Origin of the sequence: Gemmatimonas phototrophica (genome assembly GCF_000695095.2) — a bacterium.
Lineage (GTDB): Bacteria > Gemmatimonadota > Gemmatimonadetes > Gemmatimonadales > Gemmatimonadaceae > Gemmatimonas > Gemmatimonas phototrophica.
In genome coordinates this window covers 3,731,248-3,757,077 of the sequence record NZ_CP011454.1, presented here as the reverse complement: position 1 = coordinate 3,757,077, position 25,830 = coordinate 3,731,248, and the positions used below count along the sequence as shown (strand labels likewise).

The following is a 25,830-nucleotide window of genomic DNA, read 5'->3' as shown; positions in this document are numbered from 1 at the left end:
GATCATGTTCATTTCCGATTTTGCCATCAAGCGTCCGCTCATCACCGTCGTCGCCATGCTGGCGCTGGTGGGCTTCGGACTGGTGGCGCTGCTGCAGTTGCAAACCGACGAATTCCCCGAGGTGCAGCCGCCAGTGGTGCTCACCACGGTCATCTACCCTGGCGCATCGCCGGAGCAGGTGGAACGCGAAGTCCTTGAGCCCATCGAAGAGGCCATTCAGGCCATCTCCGGGGTGAAGTCGATCAACGGAGAAGCCCGCGACGGCTTCGCGCAGATCGTCACCCAGTTCGTCTACTCCAAAGACCTGCAGGAAGCCACGCAGGATATCCGCGACGCCATCAGCACCAAGCGTCAGGATCTGCCGCAGGAAATTGAAGAACCCATTCTGCGCAAGTTCAATCCGACCGATGCGCCCATTGTCACGCTGGGCTTGTCGTCCAATACGCTGACACCGGCGCAGCTCACGTTGCTCGCCGACCCCGGGGTCACCCGGGAAATCCGCGCCATTCCCGGAGTGGCCGACGTGTCGGTCACCGGAGCCGTAAAGCGCGAGCTCACGGTGAACCTCGATCCGCAGCGGCTCATTGCCGCCGGCGTGAGTGTTCCGCAGGTGGTGGGCGCGCTGCAGCAAGGCAATCTCGCCGTGCCGGTCGGTCGCGTGAACGGGGCGCTCGACGAGCGCACCATTCGCTTGCGCGGTCGTCTTGATGGCCCGCAGGACTTCATGAATCTGGTGGTGGCCGAAAAGGGTGGCCGAGTGGTACGCCTCGGCGACGTAGCCACCGCGGAAGACGGCATCGAAGAGCAGCGCACCCTGGCGCTCTTCAATGGCCGCGATGCCGTGGGCATTGAGATCAAGAAGACCAAGGGCTACAGCACGACGGCCGTGGCCGAAGCGGTCATCAAGAAGGTGGATGAGCTGGACAAGGTGCTCACCCCGCAGGGGGCCAAGCTGGACGTGGTGAAGAACAAGGGGACGCGCGTCACCAACTCGGTGAACAACGTGCAGAGTGCGCTCATTGAAGGGGCCGCGCTCACCGTGCTGGTGGTGTTCGTCTTCCTCAACTCGTGGCGCTCCACGGTCATCACCGGCCTGGCGCTGCCGGTGTCGGTGCTGGCCAGTTTTGTGGCGGTGTACGCGTTCGGGTTCACCCTCAACACGATGTCGCTGCTGGGGTTGTCACTCGCCATCGGCATTCTCATTGACGACGCCATCGTGGTGCGCGAAAACATCGTGCGACACGTGGAGATGGGGAAAGACCACTACACGGCGGCACGCGAAGGCACCGATGAAATTGGTCTGGCCGTAGCCGCCACGACGTTCTCCATTATTGCGGTGTTCGTGCCCATTGCGTTCCTGCAGGGTGAATCCGGACAATGGTTCAAGCCGTTCGCGCTCACCATTGCCTGCTCGGTGCTGGTGTCGCTGTTCGTCTCCTTCTCGCTCGATCCGATGTTGTCGGCCTATTGGCCCGATCCGCATCTCGAGGAGCACCAGAAGGGATGGCTCACCAAGCTGCTCGACCGGTTCAACAACTGGTTCAACGGCTTGGCCAACGGTTATCGCGGGCTCATTGGCTGGGCGCTCGATCACCCCAAGAGCATGGTGCTGCTGGCCGTCAGCACGTTCGTGTTCGCGTTGGCCATGCCGGCCATGGGATGGGTCGGGGGCAGCTTTTTCCCGCTGGAAGACAACGCCGAACTCATGATGACGGTGGAAACACCGCCAGGCGCCAACGTGGACTATCTGCGTCAGAAGGTCAACGAAACGCTGGCGGCTACGGACTCCCTGCAGAACAAGGAAGTGTTGTACACCTTCGTTACCGCCGGTGGCGTGAGTGGCGCGGTCGATGTGGCCAGTGTGTATCTCAAGCTCAAGCCCAAGGGCGATCGGCTATCCGCAGGATTGCTGGGCGCCGAGGAGCTGGCCGCCAAAGTCCGCGAAGATGTGAAGCGCATTGGTGGGGCCACGGTCTCCGTCTTCACCAACGACTTTGCCGGACAGGAAAAGCAGTTCTCCCTCGAACTGCGTGGGCAGAACAAGGCCGCCCTGCAGTCGGTGGCCGATCAGTATCTGGCCGCGCTCAAGTCCACGCCGGGGGCGGTGGACGTGGGACTCAGCACGAAGGGGCAGAAGCCTGAGCTGACCGTGCAAATCGATCGCGGTCTGGCCGGGTCGTTGGGGCTGAGCGTCGGGCAGGTCGCACAGGCCATCCGCCCGGCTTTCGCCGGACTTGATGCCGGCGACTGGGTGGACCCGAGCAACGAGACCCGTAAGGTCATGGTGCGACTGGCTCCCGAAGCGCGGGCGCGTGGTGACGATCTGGCTCAGCTGCCCATCGCCGTGGGGCAGGGGAACAGCACGACGCTTATTCCGCTTGCGCAGGTGGCCACCATCAAGAGTGAGCTGGGCCCTGCCGTGGTCAATCACCTGGATCGCGAAAACGTGATCAAGGTGCAGGCCAACGTGGCGGGTCGGTCCTTGTCGGAGGTGCAGGCCGACCTCGAGAAGAAGACCGCCTCCATTCAGCTCCCTCCGGGCGTGTCGCTCAGCAGTGGTGGACAGGTGGAACAGCAGAATGAAGTCTTCAGCAGCATCTTCATCGCGCTCGGCGTGGCGGTGGCGCTGATGTATCTCATTCTGGTGGTGCAGTTCGGATCGTTCCTGGATCCGATCTCCATCCTCATCTCTCTGCCGCTGTCGCTGATTGGTGTCATGGGAGCACTGGCCATTACGGGCAACACCATCAACCTCATGAGTCTCATTGGGGTGATTCTGCTCTGCGGCATCGTGGCCAAGAACGCCATTCTGCTGATCGACTTCGCCAAGTGGGCACGCGAAAAGAACGGGATGCCCCTCCGCGAGGCGCTGATTGAGGCGGGGGCGATCCGGTTGCGTCCCATTCTCATGACCACCTTTGCCCTGATTGCCGGCATGGTGCCGGTGGCACTGGGCCGGGGCGAAGGCGCGCAATTCCGCGCCCCACTGGGGGTCGCCGTCATTGGCGGCGTCATCACCAGCACCGTGCTCACGCTGCTCGTGATTCCCACGTTCTACGAAATTTTTGACAAGATGCGTACCAGCCTGGCGCGTCGCGTGGGGCTCACCCCACCGCGTACCGGGGAGTTCCGGACGTTTGAAATGCCCGTTCCCGACGCTGGCGACTGACCTGTTACGGAGGTTCCGGCAACGCGCATCACCCTCGCATTACATTACCGAGGTATGCGCCTGCCGGTCCCCCTCCTTGTTGCCGAAGCCTCGTGGCTTGCCGTGCTGACCGACGCGCCGTGGACGTACATCGTCCTCGGCGCGTCCGCTATCATCACCGAAGAGCTGGCCCCCATCTTCGGCGGTATTGCCGTGCACGAGGGCGAACTGCGCCTGTCGCCACTCATCATGGGCATTACCCTGGGGGGCTGGATTGCCACGGCGCTGCTGTACGCCCTCGGGCGTCTCAAATGGGAAGCCATTCGCCGTCGCTTTCCACGAACAAGGGCCACCGGCACCGTGGCCCTGCGTGTCGTGCGACGCAATCCGCTGACCGCCTCGTTCCTCGTGCGATTCGCGTTCGGCCTGCGTATTGTGCTGCCCATGGCGTGTGGCGCGGCGCAGGTCCCTTTGCTGGTGTTCCTGCCGGTGTCGTTGGTGGGGTCGCTCGCGTGGACGGCGGTCTTTACCGGCGTGGGGTACGTGGCCGGCGAGGCCGCGGTGCAGGCAATCGGTCACCTCGACAAGGTGGGCGAACTTGTGGGCGCCCTCGTGGTTACGGTGGCGGTCTTCGCCTTTCTGCGCTGGCAGCGTCGTCGCCGAGAGCGAAAGGCCGAGCGTCGTGCGCTGGCGAAACGCTCCAAGCCCACCGACGCGACCCCTTCGTAATCACATCCGCTTACTCGCCCTGGGTTATCGCGGCCGCCGCCTCGCGAAGCTCACGCCACGCCAGCTCCACATGCTGGCGATCCGTTCGGATGTTGCCAATCGCCAGGCGCAGCGTGTACCGGTCCCCGAGTTTGGTGTGCGACAGGTAGACATGGCCGCGGGCATTTACCCGCTCCATGATGGCGGCATTGAGCGTGGCCAGCTGTTGCTCGGTTGCTCCTGAAGGGGCCAGTCGGAAACAGACCAACGACAGCGTGACCGGGGCCGTCAATTCCCAGCCGCCCTCGAAGTGCACCATCCCGGCAAACTCACGCGCCAGTTCGCAGTGAAACCGGATGCGTTCGGCTAGTCCGTCCTGCCCGAAGGCACGCAATACCATCCAGAGTTTGAGCGCACGGAAACGCCGCCCCAACTGGATGCCATAGTCCATGAGGTTGACGGCATCACCTTGCGTCTGCGTCACCAGGTATTCGGGGAGCAAGGCAAACGCCCGCTTGAGCGCGGCCGCATCGCGGGTGTACAGCACGGAGCAATCCATGGGGGTGAAGAGCCACTTGTGCGGATTCACCACGAAGGAATCCGCGGCGTCCACGCCGTCCAGGATGTATTGCAGTTCCGGCACAATGGCCGCCACGCCGCCGTACGCCGCATCGACGTGCACCCAGCACCCGTAGCGACGCGCAATGCGCACCACGACGGTGACGGGATCAATACTCGTGGTACTGGTCGTGCCTACGCACGGGACCACGGCGAGCGGATGATATCCAGCGGCCACATCTGCCGCGATGGCGTCCTCCAGCAACGCGGCCCGCATCCGGAACTGATCATCGGCCGGAATCTTCACCAGATTCTCGAGACCCAGTCCCAGCGCAATGACCGCCTTGTCGATCGACGAATGGGCGTGTTCGCTGCAATAGACCCGCAGACGCGGCAGCTCCGGACGTGCCGCCATCCCCTTGGTGCGCACATCAAAGCCGGCCCGTTCACGCGCTGCTGCCAGCGCGTAGAACGTGCTCATACTGGCGGTATCGGTGATCTGCCCAAACCAGCCGTCGCCCAAGGCCATGAGCTGCCGTAACCAATCGAGCGTGACCGCCTCAAGCTCCGTGACCGCCGGACTCGTAATCCACAGCATGCCGTTCGCGTTCAATCCGGCGGTCAGCAGCTCCCCGAGAATGCCGGGGTACGACGCGGAATTGGCGAAATAGGCAAAAAACGCCGGATGATTCCAGTGCGTGATCCCGGGCAGCAGCGTGTGCTCCACATCATGCAGCATGGCCGCCAGCGGTTCCCCTTGTTGTGGCGGCGACGCGGGGAGCTGTGCCCGGATGGCGCCTGGTGCCACGGCACTGCGAACGGGATAGCGTTCGCTGTGCTCGAGATAATCGGCAATCCAGTCGACTGCAGAATGAGCAGCGGCGCGAAATTCATCAGGAGACAAATCGCCAGTCAGCGACATCGGTAACAGCGTTATGGGTTATGGGTTATCGGGTTACCGAGTAACTGCGGAACCGCGGAATCGCGGCACCTCCAGTGCAGTTCCCGCCGTAACGCGGTAACCCGGTAACCCATAACGCTTTTATCATAACGCCGTTACCTGCAGTTCTGTCTGCGTGTAGCCGATACTCTGGGGTAACCGCGCCGCCGCGGCCACAGTGTGTGTTCTCCTACCCCACCGCTCATGGCCCGCTGCCCATATACCTGGGTCCGCAGCTTCTTCGGCACCGCTCCGGCTGCCAACCCCGGTGAACCTGCCCAGCATCTGCGCGTCCGCGTCGTGCGCGACGGCGAACAGCGCGTGCTGGTGACCCTGCCGGCGAAAAGCGCACGCTGGCTCATGGAAGTCATTCCGGAAGACGTGCAGAACAAAATTCGGGCGGAAGAGATTCCGCTCGACGAGATGATGGCCGATCTGCACAGCCAGACGGTGCATTATCCCCGGCAGATCTTCACACTCAGCGAGTCGCACCGGCAGATTGACGTGTGGCTGGAGTAGGCGCGACACGGCACGGTCGTTTTCGCGTCACCACGCACCAACACGCAACGGGCCCCGGATAACTCTCCGGGGCCCGTCGCGTTTGGCGGTGGTGTTGCGTCACGCGGCCTTGGGCGCGTGATGCTCCACATCGTGCGGGCGGCAGAACAGCCCGCCGGCATTGCCCGGCACCCGCACCACCGATTCGGTGATTCCCAAGGTGCTCTCCGTTCCTCCGAGAAACAGCCCTCCGCCAGGCATCAACATCTTCGCCATGCGGTCAATGACGTCCTTCTTGGTCGGGACATCAAAATAGATCAGAACGTTCCGGCAGAAGATGATGTCGAACTGCCAGAAGGATGGAAACGGATCGAGCAGGTTGATTTCCTGATAGGTCACCCGGTTGCGGATATCCGGCACCAGCTCGAATCCTTCCGGATGCGGCTTGAAGTACTTCACCAGCAATTGGACCGGCAGTCCACGCTGCACTTCAAACTGGTTGTAGATCCCCGCCTTGGCGCGGGCCAGGGCGGCACTGGAGAAGTCGGTCGCCGTGATCTCCACGCGGACCCCTTCCAGCTGTGCCTCCATCTGGGCCACGATCATGGCAATCGTATACGGCTCCTGACCGGTGGAGCTGGCAGCACACCACAAGCGAACACTCCGCCCCTGTGCCTTGGCGCGTTTAGCGGCCGCTGGCAGCAACTCCTTCTCCAGCGTGACGAACGGCTTCCCATCGCGGAAGAACATCGTTTCGTTCGTCGTCATGGCATCGCAGACATGCTTCACCATTTGCTTCGACGGCATTGAGCGCAATGCCTTGACCAGTTGCGGAACATCCGCGTGTCCGTATGTCACCGCCACCGAAGGCAGGCGACTCTCGAGCAGATATTCCTTACCAGGTCCCAGGGCGAGCCCGCTGTGTTTCTTCAGCAGGTCACTCAGAAATCCATAGTCCTCGGCCGCTATCATACTGGTACTCCGCAGGAGGCCTGAATCGCCTCGGCAATTGCTGAAAGGGGCAGGATCGCCGACGCCAGGCCCGCATTGGCCACCGCGCCCGGCATCCCCCACACCACACTGGTTGCTTCATCCTGGACCAGCACACGCCCGCCGCGCTCATGGATCGCTCGTGCGCCTCGCATGCCGTCGTCGCCCATGCCGGTCAGTACGACCGCGAGCGTGCTCGCCCCGTAGATCGACGACACCGACCGGAACATCGGATCAGCCGAGGGACGACAGTAGTTTTCCGGCTCCGTGACCGTCAGCTGAATGTACGGCTTTGCTTCCTCGGTTCGCACAATCATGTGGAAGCCACCTGGAGCAACGTAGGTGTGATTGGCCAGGATGGGTTCACCATCCACCGCTTCGGTGCAGGGCCGACCGCAGTCCCGCTCCAACCGTTGTGCCAGAAGGCCCGTGAAGACCGCCGGCATGTGCTGCGTAATGAGTACTGGCAACGGGAAATCGCTTGGCAGTCCACTCAGCACCTCCGCCAGCGCGTTGGGCCCGCCGGTGCTGGAGGCAATGGTCAGTACCCGTGGGGCGGCGTTGCCATGCTTTGACGCCAGCAGCGCGGACGGCGGCGTGTACGCGGTTCCACCTGCCGTTCCCGCGGTGTTTTTGGATGCCGCCCCCGTTCCCAACCTGGCACTCCGTCCATGGGCGGCCCGTCCAATGGCCCGTACTTTGGCCACGATTTCCGCCTGCATGGCTGCCAGGGTACTGGACCCGGAACGTGCAGCCGGTTTCGTGATATAGTCGGCTGCTCCCAACGCCAGCGCTTGCAGTGTGACCTCGGCACCACTCTGCGTGATGCTGCTGGCCATGATTACGCGTGTGTCCGGATACCCTGACAGGATGCGCGGCAGGGCGGTAATCCCGTCCATCTCCGGCATTTCGACATCCAGCAGCACCACATCCACCTTGGTGTGCTTGAGTGCATCAAGCGCCAGCCGCCCATTGGGCGCGGTGGTCGCCACCGTCATGTCTCGCTCGGCATCGATAATGCGACCAAGGGCCCCGCGGATCACGGCGCTGTCGTCCACGATGAGTACGCGGATCGGCGCAGTGGAAGAGGTCACGAGACCCCGCAGGCGTCGAGCTTTGAGCCAATGATGTCGGCGTCAAACGGCTTCATGATGTATTCCGACGCCCCCAGCGTCAGCGCCAGCGAAATCTTGTCGAAGCTGGTGTGCGTTGTGCACATGATGATAGGGGGTGCCGAAATGCGCGGGTGCTTGGGCAGCTCACCAAGAAAGGCGAGACCGTCCATGACCGGCATGTCAATGTCGCAGAGAATGGCGTCGAAGCGTCCGCCCCCTTCCAGGCGCGTGATGGCCTCCTGGCCATCTCCCACCTCTTCCACGACATGGCCCAGCTGCTCCAGAATGCGGCGGATCGCCTTGCGGATCGTAGGCGAGTCGTCAACGACGAGAATATGCTTCATCGGATCCTCAGATCGGAAATCAGGGCAGGCGGCGTGCGGCACGCCCGCCTGCCCTGGGGTATCGGCTCAGAGCGCGCGCATCTTTGTCAGGAAATCGGTGACAGCCGAGTTCAGCCGCTCCGACTCATGCGACAGCTGCGACGCTGCCCCCTTGATGTTCTCTGCCGTCCGCCCGCCTTCCGCAGCCACCTGCGTGACCATGGAGATACTCGAGCTGACCTCCGCTGTGCCGCGAGCGGCCTCGCCCACATTGCGGGAGATCTCGCTGGTGGCCGCGTTCTGCTCTTCAACCGCGCCGGCAATCGTGGTGGAGATCTCGTTGATCTTCGAGATGACCTCGGTGATTTCCCGGATGGCACCGATCGCGCTGTTCGTCTCTGACTGAACCCCGGCAATCTTGCTGCCAATTTCCTCCGTGGCCTTGGCCGTCTGCCGCGCCAGTTCCTTCACCTCGTTCGCGACGACTGCAAAGCCCTTGCCCGCCTCCCCTGCCCGCGCTGCTTCAATGGTGGCGTTCAGTGCCAGCAGGTTGGTCTGCTGTGCAATGGAGGTGATCACCTTCACCACCTGGCCAATCTCCTGGCTCGAGTTGCCCAGACGCGCCATGGTATCCGTGGTGTCGCCGGCCTTCTTTACGGCCACCTGCGAGATCTGCGACGCTTCCTGTACTCGGCTGGCAATCTCACGAATGCTGGCCGTGAGTTCCTCCGCCGAACTGGCGACGGTCTGCACGTTGCGCGTGGCTTGCTCGGATGCGGCGGCCACCGCCTGCGCCTGACGTGACGTCTCCTCCGACGACGCCGCCATGCCCTGCGCGCTGGCTTCGAGCTCGGTAGACGAGGAGCTCACGACACTGGCAATGGTGGCGACGGTGTTCTCGAAGTCGTCGGCCATCTTCACCTGACCAGTAATGATCGACCAGTTGACCATCGGTCCCACGTACTTGCCGTTCTTGTCGTAAATCGCCACGGCATTCAGGTCGAGGTGCTCGGGGCCGACTCGAATCTTCGCGTTGTGCGGCAGGTGCTTGTCGGTGGCCAGCATGGCTCGCTGATGTGCCGGGTCCTTGTGGAAGATGTCAATCTTCTGGCCTACAATCTGGTCGGCCTTTACCGGCAAGTGCTGCTCGATCCGTCGCAGTGTCGCCACCGACGCCGGATTGATGTACTTGATGGTATAGTCGAGGTCACAGAGCATGAGGTTGACCTTGGCATTCTCCACCATCGGCTTGAAGAGCGCCATTTCCTCCCGCATGCGCACCGCTTCCGTCGCGTCCGTCGCGTACTTCACGACCTTGAACACCTTGCCATCCCGGTCGCGAATCGGGTTGTACGACGCGCTGATGTAGATCTCCTTGCCGCCACGGGCAAGGCGCTTGTACTCCCCGGAATGGAACTCGCCACGGCGCAGCTTGGCCCAGAACTCCCGATACTCCGCGCTGTTCTTGTAGGATTCGTCCACGAACAGGCTGTGGTGCTTGCCCACGATATCGCCGAGCGTGTAGCCGACCGCCGCCAGGAAGTTGTCGTTGGCCTGCAGAATATTGCCATCCAGATCAAACTCGATCACCGCGTTCGACCGACCGATCGCCGTAACCTGCCCCGCGAAGTCGGCCATCTGCTTGCTGCGCTCGGTAATGTCCTGCGCGTACTTCACTACCTTGGTGAGCCTGCCCTCTCCGTCGCGCACAGGGTTGTACGAGGCCTGAATCCAGACCTCGCGGCCACCCTTGCCAATGCGCTTGTATTCGCCACTATCAAACTCGCCACGGCGCAGCTTCGTCCAGAAGGCGCGATAGGCGTCACTGGCCTTGTAGCTGTCGTCAACGAACAGGCTATGATGCTTGCCCTGCACCTCGGCCAACGTGTAGCCGAGCGTGTTCAGAAAGTTGTCGTTGGCCGTCAGGACTGTTCCGTCGAGATCGAATTCGATCACGGCCATCGACGTGTTGATCGCATTGATCTGCGCTTCGTACTCTGAGAACAGGGTACGGAACGTTTCAATTTCGCTCGCGGCCGCGGCGGCAGCGGCTTCCGCGGCCGCTACGGCAACGGTGGCGCCGCGTGGACGGGGCGCGGGGGTCGCGGTGGCGCGTCCGCCGGAACGCTTGGTGGCGGCGTTCTTCTTGGTGTTGCGGGCGGCGGCGGTGGTGGTGGTGGTACGGTTGCTTGACATTGATGGAATCCTGGGGAAGTCGCGTTGCAGAACGGAGGGGTGACCAGCGGCGGTCAGATCGCTATGAGCTCAAGCTTCAACAGCTCGGGGACATTCATCACCACGAGCAGATCACGGTCCCGGCGGATGATGCCGGAGGTGGCCGTACGCCACCGTTCGTCCAGCGTTGATGGTGCTGGTTCAATGGCGTCGGCATCCACCGACACGACATCCCCCACATCATCCACCATGAAGGCAAAGAGTTCACCCTCGTAGCGCACCACGACGTTCATGTAGTCGGCATCCGCCTGTCGTGGTGGCAGGCGGAGCGTACTGCGGAGATCCACGGCGGTCACAATCTGGCCGCGCAGGTTGAGCAGGCCCGGAATGGCTTCCTGTGCCAGCGGTACGTGCGCAATGCGATGCGTCATGAGCACCTCCTGCACGATGAGGACAGGAATGCCAATCCACTGGTGCGCCAGCCGGAAGGTGACAAACTCGGTTGGGGCAATGCTGCCGGTTACGCTGGCGCTCATGCGGCAATCCTCGCGGTACCCATGACGGGAGTAAGGGATGGCGACCGTTTGGTGCCCAACGCCTCGCGGAAGTACCAGTCCAGATCGACCACCTCAGTGGCCCGCTCGGCAATGACGGTCACTCCAAGTACGCCGGCGCGAGTCGCCACGCGCTGCAACGTGATGTGGTCTTCCACGATGTCCCGGATCTCGTCCACGGCGATGCCCAGTGACTGCTCGCCGTTGGAGAAGACGATGACCGGGCGCGGGTCCATGGCCATGATGTCCATCGCGGGATTCGACGGCAGGATGGGCATGAGCGCGCCGCGGTATTGCACCAGTACCCGGCCGTCCGCCTGCTCCAGTGTGTTGCGCGGGAATTCCTCGAGGCGGGCCACGCGGGACAGCGGGACTGCCTGCAGCGCCGGATAGCCAGCATTGAAGAGCAGGACACTCTCCGTTGGATTCTCATCGACCACAGTGAGCTTCTGCGTGGCGTTGCCGGCAGCCTTGGCCTCTTCCACTCGATTGGCAATGTTGGCCAACGTGCCGACGCCGGTGGTATCCAGGATCATGATGACGCGGCCGTCGCCGGTGATGGTGCACCCCGCGTACGCGGTAAGGTGCTTTACCAGGCGACCGACGGGCTTCACGACGATTTCCTGCGTATCGAAGACTTCGTCCACCACCAGGCCGAAGCGACTCTCTCCCACCTGACAGACGACAATGTTGCAGTCGCAGGCGGTCCGCTCGTGACGCAGCTTGAGCTGTTCATCGAGTCGCACCAGCGGCAACAGGGATTCCCGCAGGCGGTAGAACTCGGCGCCATGCACCATCTCCACCAGGTGCGCCTGCTCTTCGGTGATGCGTACCAGTTCCACGACGCCAATCTGCGGCACCGCGAAGGTCTCACCGGCCGTCCCCACCAGCAGGGCCTGAATGATGGCCAGCGTCAGGGGAATCTTGACCCGAATGGTGGTACCCCTGCCGATCGCCGATGTGAGGTCCACCGTACCACCGATGGCTTCGATGTTGCTGCGCACCACATCCATGCCCACACCGCGACCGGAGATGTTGGTGATCTGTTCGGCGGTGGAGAAGCCAGGTTCAAAGATGAACCGAAGCACCTGCGTATCAGACATCTGCTCGGCCAGATCTGCGCGTACCAACCCGCGTTCGATGGCCTTGCGCTTGATACGCTGTGGATCAATGCCGGCCCCATCATCCGCGAGCTCGATCACGACATGCCCGCCTTCGTGGCGCGCGGACAGCTTGATCGTGCCACCCTCGGACTTCCCGGCGGCGCTGCGATCGGCCGGCCGCTCAATACCATGGTCGGCAGAGTTGCGGACCATATGGGTGAGGGGATCCTGTATTGCCTGGAGGATCTGGCGGTCCAGTTCCGTTTCCGCCCCATAGCATTCCAGCGAGATCTGCTTGCCACTGGATTGCGACAGATCCCGAATGATGCGCGGCAACTTTGTCCAGACATTGGCAATGGGCTGCATCCGCGTCTTCATGACGGCTTCGAGCAAGTCGGTCGTGACGCGATTCAGTTGCTGTACTGGCTTGGAGAACTCGGTGTCCTCATGCGCGCCCATCAGCTGCAGCAGCTGATTGCGGCTGAGGGCCAGTTCGCCCACCAGGTTCATGAGCTGGTCGAGCACCTGCACGCCAACGCGGAGCGTGCTTTCGCTGACCGCGTCATCGTCGGGCCTCTTGCGCCGTTCCACACCGTCCCACGGTCTCCTTTCCTTCGCGGCTGGTGTCGCGGGCGGAGACGGTGCAGTGGGAGTCGCTGGCACCACGGCCGCCACAGGCGCTTCCGCGTGCTCGGCGTGCATGAGGTCTGCCGACGGCGCGCTGGTGCCCATCTCGGTTGCCGAGGTCGGTGTGTGATGTGCCGCATCGCTTTCGAGCCACTGCTCAAGCTGTGCAATGAGCGCGGTGTCGTCGCCTTCAGGCTCCGCCTCCGTCTTCTCGAGATGCTCCAGGATCTCCTTGATGCAATCGATCGCGGCCAGCACATCACCAATCACGGCGGATTGCACCACGAGGCGTCCGGAACGCAACGCGTCCAGTACATTTTCGGCTGCATGCGCCACCCCTTCGAGGCGGCACAGTCCGATGAAACCGCAAGTTCCTTTTATGGTGTGAATCGTCCGGAAGATGCTGTTGAGCAGCGAGGTCTCTTCCGGGTGCTGCTCGAGCGATACGAGATCGTTGTCGAGCTTCGCGAGATTTTCTGAGCTTTCGGTGAGGAAATCCCGAAGCAGGTCGTCCATCTGTGCCTCACGCGTGCCATCTGGCGTGTGGGCCTACTACCGGCGGCTTCGCAGGCGTGTATTCCATTCTCGGCGTCGGAATCACAGAACTTGAACGCCGGACTAGACCTAAAGTCCTATTCATCTCCCGCATTGTCATGCGAATACAAAGCGCATACGGGTATGCAAATGCCACAGCAAGTTTCCGAACACTCAAGTCGGTGACAGACCGGACGACACCTAATGGTATGAACCTCACCCGACTCATCTACGCGAGTGTTGCACGGACGGGGATGGACTATGCGGAGTTGACGAGCATCCTCCGCACCGCCGGCGAACACAATGCAGCGCAGGGCATTACCGGCATTCTCTGTGTCGGTAACGGTGCCTTTCTCCAGGCACTGGAGGGCGACCGCGACGTGGTGAATCGCCTGTACAATCGGATCATCCCCGATCCGCGTCACTCACAATGCACCATTCTTCGGTACGGTCGTATCGTCTCGCGAAGCTTCAACGAGTGGAGCATGAAGCTGGTGGGACTGGATGACCAACCAACGGCCAATCGGCGCGCCCTCGTGCTACGGCACTCGGGACGCGCCGATTTTGAGCCGCTGGAGATGAGTGGGGCGCAGGCGTTCGCCTTTCTCGAAGAGCTCGCGCTCGTCGAGCGACGCGCTGCCTGAACGGCCGCGCGTGCCTTACGGCACGCGCGGAATTCCTCCGGACGTGAGAAACTCAAGGGCGAGCGTGCTCATGGCGCGCACGCCCACGGGCAGCGCTTTGTCATCGCCCTGAAAAAGCGGCGAGTGGTTGCTGGCGACCGTTTTCAGGTCCGTCCCCACTGGCGACACGGCGAGATTGAAGAAGAATCCCGGGGCCAGCTCCGCAAAGCGCGAAAAGTCTTCACCGGCCATCGACGCCGTTTTGGATTCCTGAGCACCGGCCGTTCCCGCCACACGCTTGAGCGTGGGAGAGAAACGGCTCACCATCGCGGCATGATTGATGGTGCTGCCGTAGCCAAGATCGACCGTGACCTCGGCGGTCGCATTGTGCGCCGCGGCAATATTGGTGGCCAGCGTCTTCATGCGCTGACCAATGAGTGTCCGCGCGGCCGGGTCGAACGTCCGGATGGTGCCAATCATCCAGACGGAGTCGGGAATGATATTCTCCCGCAACCCACCATGTATGGCGCCCACGGTGACCACGGCCGGCGCCGCACCGAGATCCACCGAACGGGACACAATGGTCTGCAGTGCCGTGACGATCTCGGCACTCACCACGATGGGGTCCACGCCGCGCGAGGGCGCCGCGCCGTGCGACTGTTTGCCGTGCACCACAATGCGAAAGCCATCAGAGGCGGCACTGATGGCGCCCTGACGAAAGCTCAGCGCGCCCAGCGGCCCCGGACCCACATGCAGTCCGAACACCCCGTCCACACCTTGCATGACTCCGGCGTCGATCATGGGCTGTGCTCCCCCACGTGGCGGCACTTCCTCGGCCGGTTGAAACAGGAATTTCACCGTGCCGGGCAGGCTGGCCTTGAGCCCCGCCAGCACCTCGGCGGTGCCCATGAGCATGGCCGTGTGCATGTCGTGGCCGCAGGCGTGCATGACGCCCGTTTCCACGCCGTTGTACACCGTGCGAACAGTACTCTTGAATGGCACGTTCACGAGCTCCGTGACCGGGAGCGCATCCATGTCGGCGCGCAGGGCCACGGTGGGACCGGGTTTGCCGCCCTTCAGGATCCCCACCACGCCAGGAATGCCCCCCACATTCTCCTGGACCTCCATGCCAAGCGACTTGAGATGCGCCGCCACCAGTGCGGCCGTGCGCTTCTCCTGATACCCCAGCTCGGGATGCTGGTGAATATCGTGGCGCCACGCCGTGACCTTGTCCACGATGGCCGCCGTGCGCTTGTCGATCTCGGCCAGCAACGCGGGGCTGGCCGGACCTTGCTGCGCGCGCAGCGGTGCTGCCACCAGCAGCCCCGCAAGCAGTAGTCGCTTCATGAGTGCGTTCCCTGACGGTTAATTGTTGCCCTTCGGCTTGGCTTCAATGGGGCGCACCGTGGGGTACTCGATCCCCAGCTGCTCGAGATACGTCTTGTACTTGCTCGGATCGTAGTAAAACTTCTGCAGCTGCGGCTTGTACTTCGCCATGATATCGGCGTTCAGCCAAATGGGGGGCTGGTCCGACGGACGAATGAACGGCTTGTACTTCACCGTTTTGGTCTGGACGTTGTTGAAGTAATCCCACGCATCGGCCACCACTTTCGGGGTGAGCAGAATGTCGAGCACGGTGAGCGCCTGCACCTTGGCGCCAGCCAGGGCTCCCTTGTGTGCGATGGGCGTGGCCATCGAAATCGCGTTGGCCCAGTTGTGTCCGGGCAACGACGGAATGTTGGACGGGAAGCGCAGCGTCACGGTGGGTACGTTCCACGCGATGTCGCCAATGTCATCGGAGCCACCCCCCATCCAGTTCTGCGGGGTTTCCGCCCCACGAAGCTGCTTGTTCACCTCGGACGACAGCCCGAAGTCCGGCTGGCCAAGTTCGCGCTGAATGCCCTTCGCCAGCGTCTGATCCTTGTCATCCCACGCGGGCATGCCGACGGTCTGGATGTTCTGGTGCATCGCTTCGGCAATCGGCTTGCTGAAGTGTGCCGACCAGCCAGAACCGAGAATCATGACGGTATCGAGCTTGGTGTCCGTCATCATGGCCGCGCCCTGCGCCACCTTCTGGCCGGTTTCGAACAGCTCCATCGTGCGAGGATAGTCCTGCTCACGGAAGTAGAACCAGATGCTCGCCGTGCTGGGCACGACATTGGGCTGGTCACCGCCGTCCTTGATCACGTAGTGCGAGCGCTGCTGCAGCCGCAGATGCTCACGCCGGTACTCCCATCCCTGTGCCATCAGCATCACGGCGTCGAGCGCCGACTGGCCGCGCCATGGCGCACCTGCGGCATGCGCGCTCGAGCCCTTGAAGCGGAACTCGGCCGAGATGAGGGCACTGGACCCACTGGCCCCCCACGAAACGCCAAGGTCGTTGCCGACGTGCGTGAAGAGTGTGACGTCGGTGTTCTTGAACACCCCCGAGCGCACCAGAAACGCCTTGCCCGCCATCTGTTCTTCCGCAATGCCGGGCCAGAGCAGCAGCGTCCCGTTGATCTTGTCGCGCTGCATGAGCTGCTTCACCACGATGGACGCCACGATGTTGAGCGCCTGACCGGCATTGTGCCCTTCGCCGTGCCCGGGGCCACCGCTCACCATGGCATCCTTGTAGCCCACGCCCGGCTTGTTGCTGGCCTGGGGAATGCCGTCCACATCGGACCCGAGCGAGATCTCCGGCTTTCCAGTGCCATAGCTCCACTTGGCCGTCCAGGCGGTAGGAATGCCAGCGACACCACGCTCCACCTTGAAGCCTTCTTTTTCAAGAATGCCGGTCAGGTACTTCTGCGATTCCCACTCCTGAAAGCCCAGCTCCTGAAACGAGAAGAGCATGTCCACGATTTCCTGGACCTGCTTGGAGCGCGCCTGGACCATTTGCAGCGCTTCGTCCTTGAGTTTGGCAAGACGGGGATCATTTGCTGCGGGTGCCGGTGCGGCTGGGGCCGCGGCGCCCGCCGTCTGGGCGCCCGCCTCGGCGGCCAGCGGCGCGCCGAGCAGCAGGGCGGCGGCAAGGCCGCAGCGGGTCGAACGGGTCATGCGAGGGGGGAAGCGCACGTCAGATCTCCTGAAACGAAAGGCAGAGGGCCGGGGTCCAACTGGAGAAGTTACGTTTCGCCCCCGGAAACCGCTCGCCGTGGTGGGCCGTACGGCATGAACGAATCCTGAATCTCAGGGCGGTATTGCCCCAGTCGCTCCCGTTCTCCCCTGCCATGGTCCGTATGCGCGTCATCCTGCGCCGTTCGCTCATTCTCCGTGCCCTGGTTACCGTCGGGCTGGCGCCCCTCGCGGCAAAGGCCCAGGGTGGGCAAAAGCCTGCCGCTTCGCGGGATTCCGCCCGCAAGGCCGACACGCTGTCCACGGAAGACCGGCGAGCCGTCCGCGAGGCGGTGCGCGACGCCCGGTCCATCAATCGGCGTCGCCTCGCCGGCGACAGTGCCACCCGTGCCCGTCTCACCGAGGAGGCTGCGTCGTCTGCCTTTGGCAGCCCAGATGCCCGGACCGTGCTCCAGCGCGCCCGTCTGGCCCGGGAAACTCAGGACAGCGCACTGCGCAGCTACCGCGCCACCACTACGCAGCGCATGTCCGTACACATGGGGGCCCGCAAGCTGGGATTGGAAAAGCTGCTGTTCCGCGGCGAGAACGTGGCCGATATCTCGTGGCGTCGCGATGTCGGCGTGCGGGTGCGCCCCGTCGGCTCACGCATGACCGTCCCCATGGCGAGCGATGTGACCGGCGACTTCGTGTCGGCGGTCAGCATCCCCTACTTTCCCGGGCGTGAGCAGCTCTGGTTTCCGTCATCCGACTTCGGCATGGTAAAAACCGAAGTCGACGAGCGCGACATCATCCATCCGTTGGCGCGCGGTGCGGAACGGTTCTATCGCTACGAAACCGGCGATTCGGCCAGCATCACGCTCCCGGAGGGACGGGTCATTCGCTTGCAGGAATTGCGCATCACCGCGCGCAAGGCGGATTGGCGCACTTTTGTGGGGTCGTTCTGGTTTGACCGTGAGGGCGGGCAACTGGTTCGCGCCGCCTATCGCCTCGCCACGGACATCGATATCTGGGGCGTCGCGAGCGAGGAAACCAAGAAGGATATCGTAGAAAACCTCGCGTTGGATCCGGTGCGCGACTCTGTCTTGCGCGCCAGACTCCCGCGCGAGGCCTACGTCAAGGACAGCATTCAGCGCGCACGCGTACGCCGGCCGCAGGGGCAATCCTCCGATGACGACGTGCCCGCCTGGGTGAGCGCCACCATGCGCCCGATGCGCGCCAAGCTGGATGCCATCACGGTGGAGTACGCACTCTACAAGGGCAAGTTCTGGCTGCCGCGCGCACACAGTGCCACGGCCAGCGCCGACATCATGTTCATGCGGATCCCCTTCCGCATGGACGAGAAGTTCACCTACGAAGATGTGGACGGCGACTTCACACTGGCGGCACTGCCGCCCAGCCGGAGCCGCACCGCGACGCGTGACTCCTCCGCGTCCGACTCCATCGTGGTGGAAAGCCGATCTGGTGAGGTGCAGGTGTCGATGGCCATGGGCCCGATGTCGGACAAGGACGTGGCCCGGCGTGATTCCACACAGCAGCGACGCTATGGTCGTGGCAAGGTTACGCAGTGCCGGACCGACAGCACGTGGACGCGTGTGGAGGAGCGCTACGAACGGTCGCTCCGCATTGCCTACGATCTGCCCTGCAACATGGATCGGCTGGCCACCTCTCCCGCCCTGCCGGCACTCGGTACGGATGACGAAGAGCTGTTCGATTTGCGAAGTGCTGAGCAACTGGCAAGTGCGCTGGGGATGTCACTGCAGGTGCCTTTCGCCCCGCAGCTTCCCACCATTCGCACTGGTTCCGATCTGTTCCGCTATAACCGGGTGGAAGGGCTATCCGCCGGCGTGGAGGTGAAACAGGTGCTGGGGGCGGGATATACCCTGCGTGGCGTTGGGCGTATCGGTCATGCCGATCTGCATGCCAACGGCGAACTGGCCCTCATTCGCAGCAATGGCGCACGTACCGTGACGGCCAGTGTGTATCACCGGCTGGCCGCTATGAACCCCGAGTGGGCCGGGGCCCTCTCATTCGGTCCTTCGCTCCCTGCCTTCCTCTACGGCCGCGATGAAGGTTTCTACTATCGGACATACGGGTTCGAACTGGGGGAGCGCCGCGAACAGCGACGCGGCGCCCTGGAGTATCGCCTCTTCGTCGAGCGGCAATGGACGGCTGGCGACAGCGATGTGGTCAACACGTTTTCTCTCGGTCGCGCGTTTGGGGGCAACCGTTTCCGCGAAAACCTCCTGTCGGAGCCGGGATCGTTTACCGGGGTCAACGCCTCGTGGTCCCGCTTGCTCATCGACCGTCCACGCGGCACACGCCTGACCAGCATCACCCGCCTGGAAGCGGTTACCGGCACCTTTGAGTTCGCGCGTGGCTCTCTCGAGGCCACCCTCGCTCGGCCGCTGGGGCGTTTGGCGACCTCGCTGACTGGATCAATTGGTAGCTCGGCGGGCCGTGTCCCCTTTCAGCGCGGCTTTGCCGTGGGCGGTCTGCGCACCGTGCGCGGCCAACTCCCGGGGACGCAAATGGGTAATGCCTTCTGGTTTTCCCGCGCCGAAGTGGGTACGCGCAGCGGCGCGTTTCGGCCCGTGGCCTTCTTCGATGTCGGATGGGCCGGTAGCCGAAAAACCTTCGGGCAGATTCAGCCGCAGCGTGGGGCGGGCTTCGGATTTGGGGCGCTCGATGGCCTCTTCCGCTTCGACGTCGCCCGCGGACTGTACCCCGCCAAAGGCTGGCGTCTCGATCTGTATCTCGACGCCCCCATCTGAGGCCGCGTTCACACACCCGGCTCTGGCGGATACATGACGGTCCTCTAGTTTAGACAGAGACTGATTTCCCGGAGCCGGATCTGCATCTCGAGATGGTGTACGTTGCCGCATTGGCATTGTTGTTCAGGCAATTGCGTGAGCGCGCTCCCACAACGGACGTGCTCTCCAGTGTGCAACGGCTGTGCGCCCTGGCACACGTTGGCAGCGTCACCATCGACCAGCGTGTGCTCAACGACGCCCACGCGGTAGAGCCGGTGCGCGACAGCGCGGAGTTTCTGCGCGGAATGCTGAGTGCACACGGCGTCACGGCACTCGATATCGCCTCGACGGTTACTGAGGCCGAGTTCCTCAAGTTGGGCGGCATTCTCATCGCCCCGCCATCGTCGGTGCAGGGGGCCATCCTCGAAAGCGCGGACGCGTTGGCCATCTGGAACGTCCGCCTGCGCGCGGCCGGCATGCCCCTGCGTCCCACTCCCGCCGGCATGATGGCCATTCCCTCATCGGACGATGGACCATCGGAAACGCCGCGTAGCGCCACGCCTCCGTCCGTCACATCCATCGCGCCAACCGAGCCCGCGGCACGGGATGTCGTGGAACAGGCCCTCCGCACGGCAGTGCTCCGCGGCGATGGTCTCTCGCTCCTCAAGCTGCTGTCGGGCATCACCGACAGCTCGTTCTTCGAGTCACTGGCCACGCCGCAGCCCCTGCAACTCATCGTGGAACTGCTCCTCGATCAGCAGCAGGAGCACGAAGGGGTCCAGGCGTTGCTCCTGCGCGCCGGAGTGCCGGGGGCCCGCGCGGTGTTCGAGCAGCTGATCGCAGCCACGGAACTGGCGGATCGACGATTCCTCTATGACCTCGCGGCGTCGCTGCCGGCCACATTGGTCGTGGCGCGCCACTTTGCCGGCGATGCTACCTGGTTTGTGGTTCGCAATGCGGCCGGCTTGCTGGGGGAGAGCAAGAATCAGGCGGCCATCCCGGACCTGGCCCGGCTGCTCAAGCACGCCGATACCCGCGTGCGGGTGGCGGCCGTTGCGGCCCTGGGGCAGATTGGCGGCCCAGCCGCCACGAGTCGCCTCGAGTCGGTCATGTTCGACAGTACGCCGGAGGTGCGCAACCGTGCACTCTCCCTCGTCTTCGCCGCCCCTGATGCCGACCCGCTGGCCGATCGCATGATGCTCGCTGTGCAGGAAGAAAGCACCCTGGAGTATCAGCTCGAGATCATTGCGGCGCTCGCCCATGTGCACACGCCACGAGCCCGCCAGAAGCTCATTGAACTGACGGCGGAACGAACCCGCTCCCTCGATGACTTGCAGATCCGGCTCGCCGCCATGACGGCGCTGGCAGCGGGACACCGTCCCGCTGCCGATGACGCCCTGCGCGCCCTCACCAACGACGCGCACAGCCTCATTCGTGAACGCGCGTCGGCAGCATTGGGCCTCTCCACCCGCTGACGCGCACGGTGCCGGCGCTCAGCCCGCCGTCACCGCTTCACTGTTCAACGCCGACAGTCGCGCCATCCACTCTTCCCGGATACGGGTCACATGCTCGCCGGCGCCACGCGGTTTGACTTTCCGCCACCGGACATGCTGGTGCTCCCAGTCATCGAGCAGCCAGCGCGCCCGGGCACTCCCTGTCCGTGTGACGTGCAGTCGCAACAGCACCTTCAGTAACGCGGTATCCTCGGCATCCAGATCGGCCAGCAGCACCATCTCATGGTTGAGGCGACCGGCAAACGTCTCCGATTCGTCAAAGACGTAAGCCACGCCGTTGGACATGCCCGCACCAAAGTTGCGCCCGGCCCGCCCCAGCACGGCGACGATCCCCCCGGTCATGTACTCGCAGGCATGATTGCCCACCCCCTCCACCACGGCACAGGCGCCGGAGTTCCGGACGGCAAATCGATCACCGGCTTGCCCTGCGGCGCACAGCAGGCCATCGGTCGCTCCGTACAGCACCGTGTTGCCAAGAATCATGTTGAGATGGCTGGCCCCCCGATACCGTGCGTTGCGGAATGGCCGCACGGTAATCTCGGCACCGTTCAGCCCTTTCCCCACGTAGTCGTTGGCTTCGCCTTCCAGCGAAAAGCGCATGCCGCGCACGCCAAACGCGCCGAAGCTCTGTCCCGCACTCCCCGCAAAGTCCAACTGCATCGTACCCGGCGGCAACCCGGCGTCGCCAAAGCGTTCCGCCAGCGCGCCAGCCACGCGTGCCCCCACCGTGAGATGGTGATTCCGAATGGCGTATGTCCCGCGGAATACCGTTCCGTGCTGCACCGTGTCGGCGGCATCCTGCAGAATTCGCTCGTCAACCGCCGTCACTCCCAGGCGCTCGTTCCGCACCACCGTGCGGGTGCGTGACTCATCACTGCGCCGTGGCACACCAAGGACCTGCGACAAGTCGAGCATCGTGGAACGCGGAAGTTCCGGCCGCTCGGCGCGCTGCAGTCGCTCCACCTGCCCGATGATCTGGGCCAGAGAGCGCGCACCCAGCAGCGCCAGTTCCGTCCGCACATCCTCGGCCATGCGTGAGAAGTACGCGATGACCTGCTCCGGCGTACCACGAAACTTCGCCCGCAGATCTTCACGCTGTGTGGCAATGCCGGTCGGGCAGGTATTGAGGTGACACTGGCGGGCCATGTCACAGCCCATGGCGACCAGTGGCGCCGTACCAAACCCGAACGACTCGGCCCCCAGCAACGCCGCGATGATCACATCGCGCGCCGTCTTCAGGCCACCATCCACGCGTACTTCCACGCGGTGACGCAATCCGTTCGCCACTAGCACCTGCTGCGCCTCCGCCAATCCCAACTCCCACGGCGAGCCGGCGTGCTTGATGCTCGACAGTGGGGAGGCACCGGTGCCGCCGTTGTGACCGGCAATGAGCACATAGTCGGCAAAGGCTTTCGCAACGCCGGCAGCCACCGTCCCCACGCCACTTTCCGCCACCAGCTTCACCCCAATGCGCGCGCGCGGGTTCACCGTCTTGAGGTCGTGTACCAGCTGCGCCAGATCTTCGATGCTGTAAATATCGTGATGCGGCGGCGGCGAAATGAGTCCGACACCGGGAGTACTATGCCGCAACCGGGCAATCAGCTCCGTCACTTTATGGCCCGGCAGTTGGCCGCCTTCTCCGGGCTTCGCGCCCTGCACGATCTTGATTTCAATTTCTTCCGCGCGCACGAGGTACTCGGTGGTCACGCCGAAGCGCGCCGAGGCCACCTGCTTGATGCGGCTGTCGCGTCGATCACTGCCGGTGTCGCGATAGAACGCCGGATCCTCGCCGCCTTCTCCACTGTTTGAACGCGCCTGCATGCGGTTCATGGCAATGGTGAGCGTTTCGTGGGCCTCCGGCGACAACGCCCCCAGCGACATCGCACTGGAGATGAAGCGCGCGCGAATGGCTTCCATCGGTTCCACGTCGTCCAGTGGGATGGACTGTCCGGGGCGGATGGCCAGCAGGTCGCGGATACTGGCGGGGGCCCCACCGTCTACCCGCTGCGCAAACGTGCGCCAAGCGTCGTCGGGGCTGGTGCCGGCGCGGGTGGCGCGCGCACTGCCCACCGATTGCTGTAACGCCAGGACCGTTTGTGGTGCCCACGCGTGAACTTCGCCGTCTTTCCTGAAGCGCACGCGCCCGTGATCAGGGAGCGTGGCGTGCGGGGCGCCATCGGAGGTGAAGGCCCGGCGGTGGCGCTGCAGCACGTCCTCGCTGAGCTCACGCAACGACAGGCCGCCGATCGGTGACGACGTGCCGGCGAAGCACCGGTCAATGACATCGGCGCCAAGGCCAAGGGCATCGAAGGTCTGCGCACCGCAGTAACTCGACAAGGTGGAGATACCCATCTTGGCGAGTACCTTGAGCAATCCCTTTTCGACGGCCGCGCGATAGCGCGACTGGGCCAGCGCCGGCCCCGGGCGTTCCGGGTCGGCGTCGGCCTTGCCATGTGCTTCGGCAAACACCGTCGCCACCGTTTCCATGGCAAGCCACGGGTGCACGGCCTCCGCACCATACCCAAACAACGCCGCCATGTGGTGCTGCTCAATGGCATCACCAACTTCCACCACCAATCCCACCCGGGCGCGCAATCCGGTACGCACGAGGTGTTGGCGCACGGCGCCCAGCGCCAGCAAGGCCGGAATGGGGGCGCGATCCGCGCTCACCTTGCGGTCGCTGATGATCAGCAGGCGCGCCCCTTTCCGTGTCGCCATTTCCGCCCGCCGACAGAGCGAATCGAGCGCCGCTTCCAGCGCTTCGGAACGCGACCGCGCGTTGTAGGTTGCGTCGAGCGTTGCGCTCGGGAACTGCGGGAACGCGCGCAGTGCCGCCATTTCGTCGGGCAACAGCACTGGATGTTCAATGCGCAGCATGCGGGCGTACGACGACTTCTCCACCAGTGGAGAACCGCGCCGGCCAAGGTGCATGCGCAGCGACATCACCATGCTTTCACGCAACGAATCCATGGGCGGATTGGTGACCTGCGCGAAGCGCTGCCGGAAGAACGCATAGAGCGGCGGCGTGCTGGGCGACAACACCGCCAGCGGCGCGTCGTCCCCCATGCTCCACACCACTTCCGCCGCGGTGCTGGCCATCGGCTCCAGCACGACCCGCAGATCTTCGTGCCCGTAGCCGAACGCCATTTGCGTGGCCCGCAGCTGATCGCTCGATCGCACGAGCGGTTCCGCGCCATCGCTGGTGGGCAGCGTGGACATGTGTTGCGCAATCCACTTTGCATACGGGCGTCGTGTGGCCACTTCCCGCTTGGCGGCCATATTGCGCACGATGCGTTTGCCGTCGGTGTCCACGAGAAAAACGCCGCCGGGGCCCAGCTTACCGGTTTCCACGACATCGCGTGGATCAAAATCCACGATCCCCACTTCGGAGCCAGCCACCACCATGCCATCGGCGCGAATCTTGTAGCGGCACGGGCGCAGGCCGTTCCGGTCGAGCGACACGGCCACCGTGACGCCGTCGCTGAATGCGAGCGCGGCGGGTCCGTCCCACGGCTCAATCACGCACTGGTGGTATTCGTAGAACGCCTTCACCGCCGGCTCAACGTCCGGGAATTTTTCCCACGCCTGCGGGACCAGCATCATCGCGGCGTGCACTGGTGAGCGCCCAGCCCGGGCGAACAACTCGAGCGCGTTGTCGAGGCTGGCCGAGTCGCTGCCGCGCGGGCGAATGGGTTCCCGCACGCGTTCCGCCTTGTCGCCAAACGACGGGGCCACCAGCAGGGTCCCGCGCATCGCCATCCCGTTGCGGTTCCCCCAGAGCGTGTTGATTTCGCCGTTGTGAGCCAGCATGCGGAACGGCTGCGCGAGCTCCCAGCGCGGCATGGTGTTGGTGGCGTATCGCTCGTGGAAAACAGCGATGGCCGTTTCAAATGCCGGGTCACGCAAGTCGGGGAAGAAATCCCCCAGCTGCCCGCCGGTGAGCAGCCCCTTGTACACTACGGTGCGGCAGGAAAGGGAGCAGATGTAGAACGGCTCCAATCCGCGCGCGAGCGCCCGATGTTCCATTTCCCGACGCGCCAGATACAGCTGGCGCTCCCACGTGTCGTCGTCGCTACCGGCCGGTCGTCCCACCAGGACTTGCCGAATGGTGGGCATGGCGGCCCGCGCGGTCGCCCCCAGAACCTCGGGACGCACCGGGACCTCACGCCAGCCCAGCACAGGAATGCCGTCGCCCAGCAGCACATCCTTCACCAGCGACATGGCCTCCTCGCACGCCTGCGGCTCGGTGGGCAGGAAGCACATGCCCACCCCAATGGAGGTATCCGCTGGCAGGTGAATGCCCAACCGGGAGGCGGCCAGAATGAACAGGCGTCGCGGGATCTGGGCGAGCAAGCCAGCGCCGTCGGCCGAGTTGTCGGTGGACGAGGCGCCCCGGTGCGCCAGCCGTGCGGCCGCTTCCAGCGCCAGACTGACAACCTCATGGGTCCGTTCGCCACTCTGACGGGCAATGAACCCCACGCCGCACGCGTCACGTGGCGCGTAGGGAGACCCTACATGGTCGTCAAACAGCGAACCGGAGGCGTCGTGCACCCGCATAAGGCAGCCTGGCAGAAAGAGGTGAGTGTCGTGTGTTTCTGAAACGACTCTCGGCC

16 protein-coding genes are annotated in these 25,830 nt (G+C 63.8%); 6 read left to right on the top strand and 10 right to left on the bottom strand.

Annotated elements, in window-relative coordinates; all coding sequences use genetic code 11:
* Nucleotides 1–4: 4 nt before the first annotated feature.
* A complete protein-coding gene (locus GEMMAAP_RS15880) occupies nucleotides 5–3,169 on the top strand; it encodes an efflux RND transporter permease subunit (protein WP_026848424.1) in 3,165 nt (1,054 codons plus the stop codon).
* Nucleotides 3,170–3,223: 54 nt separating this feature from the next.
* The gene (locus tag GEMMAAP_RS15875; RefSeq protein ID WP_026848425.1) at nucleotides 3,224–3,877 is read left to right on the top strand and encodes a DedA family protein; all 654 of its coding nucleotides are present in this window, start codon (nucleotides 3,224–3,226) and stop codon (nucleotides 3,875–3,877) included.
* A 10-nt stretch (nucleotides 3,878–3,887) separates the two neighbouring features.
* On the opposite strand, the gene GEMMAAP_RS15870 is transcribed toward GEMMAAP_RS15875, so the two are convergent.
* Nucleotides 3,888–5,336: a pyridoxal phosphate-dependent decarboxylase family protein gene (locus GEMMAAP_RS15870; RefSeq protein ID WP_026848426.1), complete on the bottom strand. Its 1,449-nt coding sequence runs from the start codon at nucleotides 5,334–5,336 to the stop codon at nucleotides 3,888–3,890.
* 222 nt (nucleotides 5,337–5,558) lie between these two features.
* Here GEMMAAP_RS15870 and GEMMAAP_RS15865 point away from each other — a divergent pair, with 222 nt between their 5' ends.
* The gene (locus GEMMAAP_RS15865; protein ID WP_026848427.1) at nucleotides 5,559–5,873 is read left to right on the top strand and encodes a hypothetical protein; all 315 of its coding nucleotides are present in this window, start codon (nucleotides 5,559–5,561) and stop codon (nucleotides 5,871–5,873) included.
* Nucleotides 5,874–5,972: 99 nt separating this feature from the next.
* On the opposite strand, the gene GEMMAAP_RS15860 is transcribed toward GEMMAAP_RS15865, so the two are convergent.
* The 6 genes from GEMMAAP_RS15860 to GEMMAAP_RS15835 form a co-directional block, all read right to left on the bottom strand.
* A complete protein-coding gene (locus GEMMAAP_RS15860; protein ID WP_053333641.1) occupies nucleotides 5,973–6,824 on the bottom strand; it encodes a CheR family methyltransferase in 852 nt (283 codons plus the stop codon).
* Complete coding sequence (locus GEMMAAP_RS15855) at nucleotides 6,821–7,936, bottom strand: protein-glutamate methylesterase/protein-glutamine glutaminase (protein WP_026848428.1); 1,116 nt, start codon at nucleotides 7,934–7,936, stop codon at nucleotides 6,821–6,823. The genes GEMMAAP_RS15860 and GEMMAAP_RS15855 overlap by 4 nt, the downstream gene beginning before the upstream one ends.
* Entirely contained in the window at nucleotides 7,933–8,301 is a 369-nt protein-coding gene (locus GEMMAAP_RS15850; RefSeq protein ID WP_026848429.1) for a response regulator, read from the bottom strand. Before GEMMAAP_RS15850 ends, GEMMAAP_RS15855 begins: the two co-directional genes overlap by 4 nt.
* 66 nt (nucleotides 8,302–8,367) lie before the next feature.
* Complete coding sequence (locus tag GEMMAAP_RS15845) at nucleotides 8,368–10,476, bottom strand: methyl-accepting chemotaxis protein (protein WP_053333642.1); 2,109 nt, start codon at nucleotides 10,474–10,476, stop codon at nucleotides 8,368–8,370.
* A 53-nt stretch (nucleotides 10,477–10,529) separates the two neighbouring features.
* Nucleotides 10,530–10,991, bottom strand: coding sequence for a chemotaxis protein CheW (locus GEMMAAP_RS15840; RefSeq protein WP_026848431.1), 462 nt, complete (start codon nucleotides 10,989–10,991; stop codon nucleotides 10,530–10,532).
* Entirely contained in the window at nucleotides 10,988–13,255 is a 2,268-nt protein-coding gene (locus GEMMAAP_RS15835; protein WP_053333643.1) for a chemotaxis protein CheA, read from the bottom strand. Before GEMMAAP_RS15835 ends, GEMMAAP_RS15840 begins: the two co-directional genes overlap by 4 nt.
* 227 nt (nucleotides 13,256–13,482) lie before the next feature.
* On the opposite strand from GEMMAAP_RS15835, the gene GEMMAAP_RS15830 reads away from it, so the two are divergent.
* Nucleotides 13,483–13,917: a BLUF domain-containing protein gene (locus GEMMAAP_RS15830; protein ID WP_026848432.1), complete on the top strand. Its 435-nt coding sequence runs from the start codon at nucleotides 13,483–13,485 to the stop codon at nucleotides 13,915–13,917.
* 15 nt (nucleotides 13,918–13,932) lie between these two features.
* Here GEMMAAP_RS15830 and GEMMAAP_RS15825 read toward each other — a convergent pair whose 3' ends face one another.
* Together GEMMAAP_RS15825 and GEMMAAP_RS15820 are read right to left on the bottom strand one after the other, a co-directional pair.
* Nucleotides 13,933–15,243, bottom strand: a complete 1,311-nt coding sequence (locus GEMMAAP_RS15825; protein WP_026848433.1) for a M20 metallopeptidase family protein — start codon at nucleotides 15,241–15,243, stop codon at nucleotides 13,933–13,935.
* 18 nt (nucleotides 15,244–15,261) lie between these two features.
* Nucleotides 15,262–16,935: a peptidase dimerization domain-containing protein gene (locus GEMMAAP_RS15820; protein WP_075071548.1), complete on the bottom strand. Its 1,674-nt coding sequence runs from the start codon at nucleotides 16,933–16,935 to the stop codon at nucleotides 15,262–15,264.
* Nucleotides 16,936–17,117: 182 nt separating this feature from the next.
* Here GEMMAAP_RS15820 and GEMMAAP_RS15815 point away from each other — a divergent pair, with 182 nt between their 5' ends.
* Both GEMMAAP_RS15815 and GEMMAAP_RS15810 read left to right on the top strand, forming a co-directional pair.
* On the top strand, nucleotides 17,118–19,724 hold the full coding sequence (locus tag GEMMAAP_RS15815; RefSeq protein WP_043579393.1) for a BamA/TamA family outer membrane protein: 2,607 nt from the start codon (nucleotides 17,118–17,120) through the stop codon (nucleotides 19,722–19,724).
* Between the two features lie 92 nt (nucleotides 19,725–19,816).
* A complete protein-coding gene (locus GEMMAAP_RS15810; protein ID WP_026848434.1) occupies nucleotides 19,817–21,178 on the top strand; it encodes a HEAT repeat domain-containing protein in 1,362 nt (453 codons plus the stop codon).
* An 18-nt stretch (nucleotides 21,179–21,196) separates the two neighbouring features.
* Here the strand turns inward: GEMMAAP_RS15810 and gltB are convergent, their stop codons facing one another.
* On the bottom strand, nucleotides 21,197–25,768 hold the full coding sequence (gene gltB, locus GEMMAAP_RS15805) for a glutamate synthase large subunit (protein WP_158514892.1): 4,572 nt from the start codon (nucleotides 25,766–25,768) through the stop codon (nucleotides 21,197–21,199).
* Nucleotides 25,769–25,830: the final 62 nt, after the last annotated feature.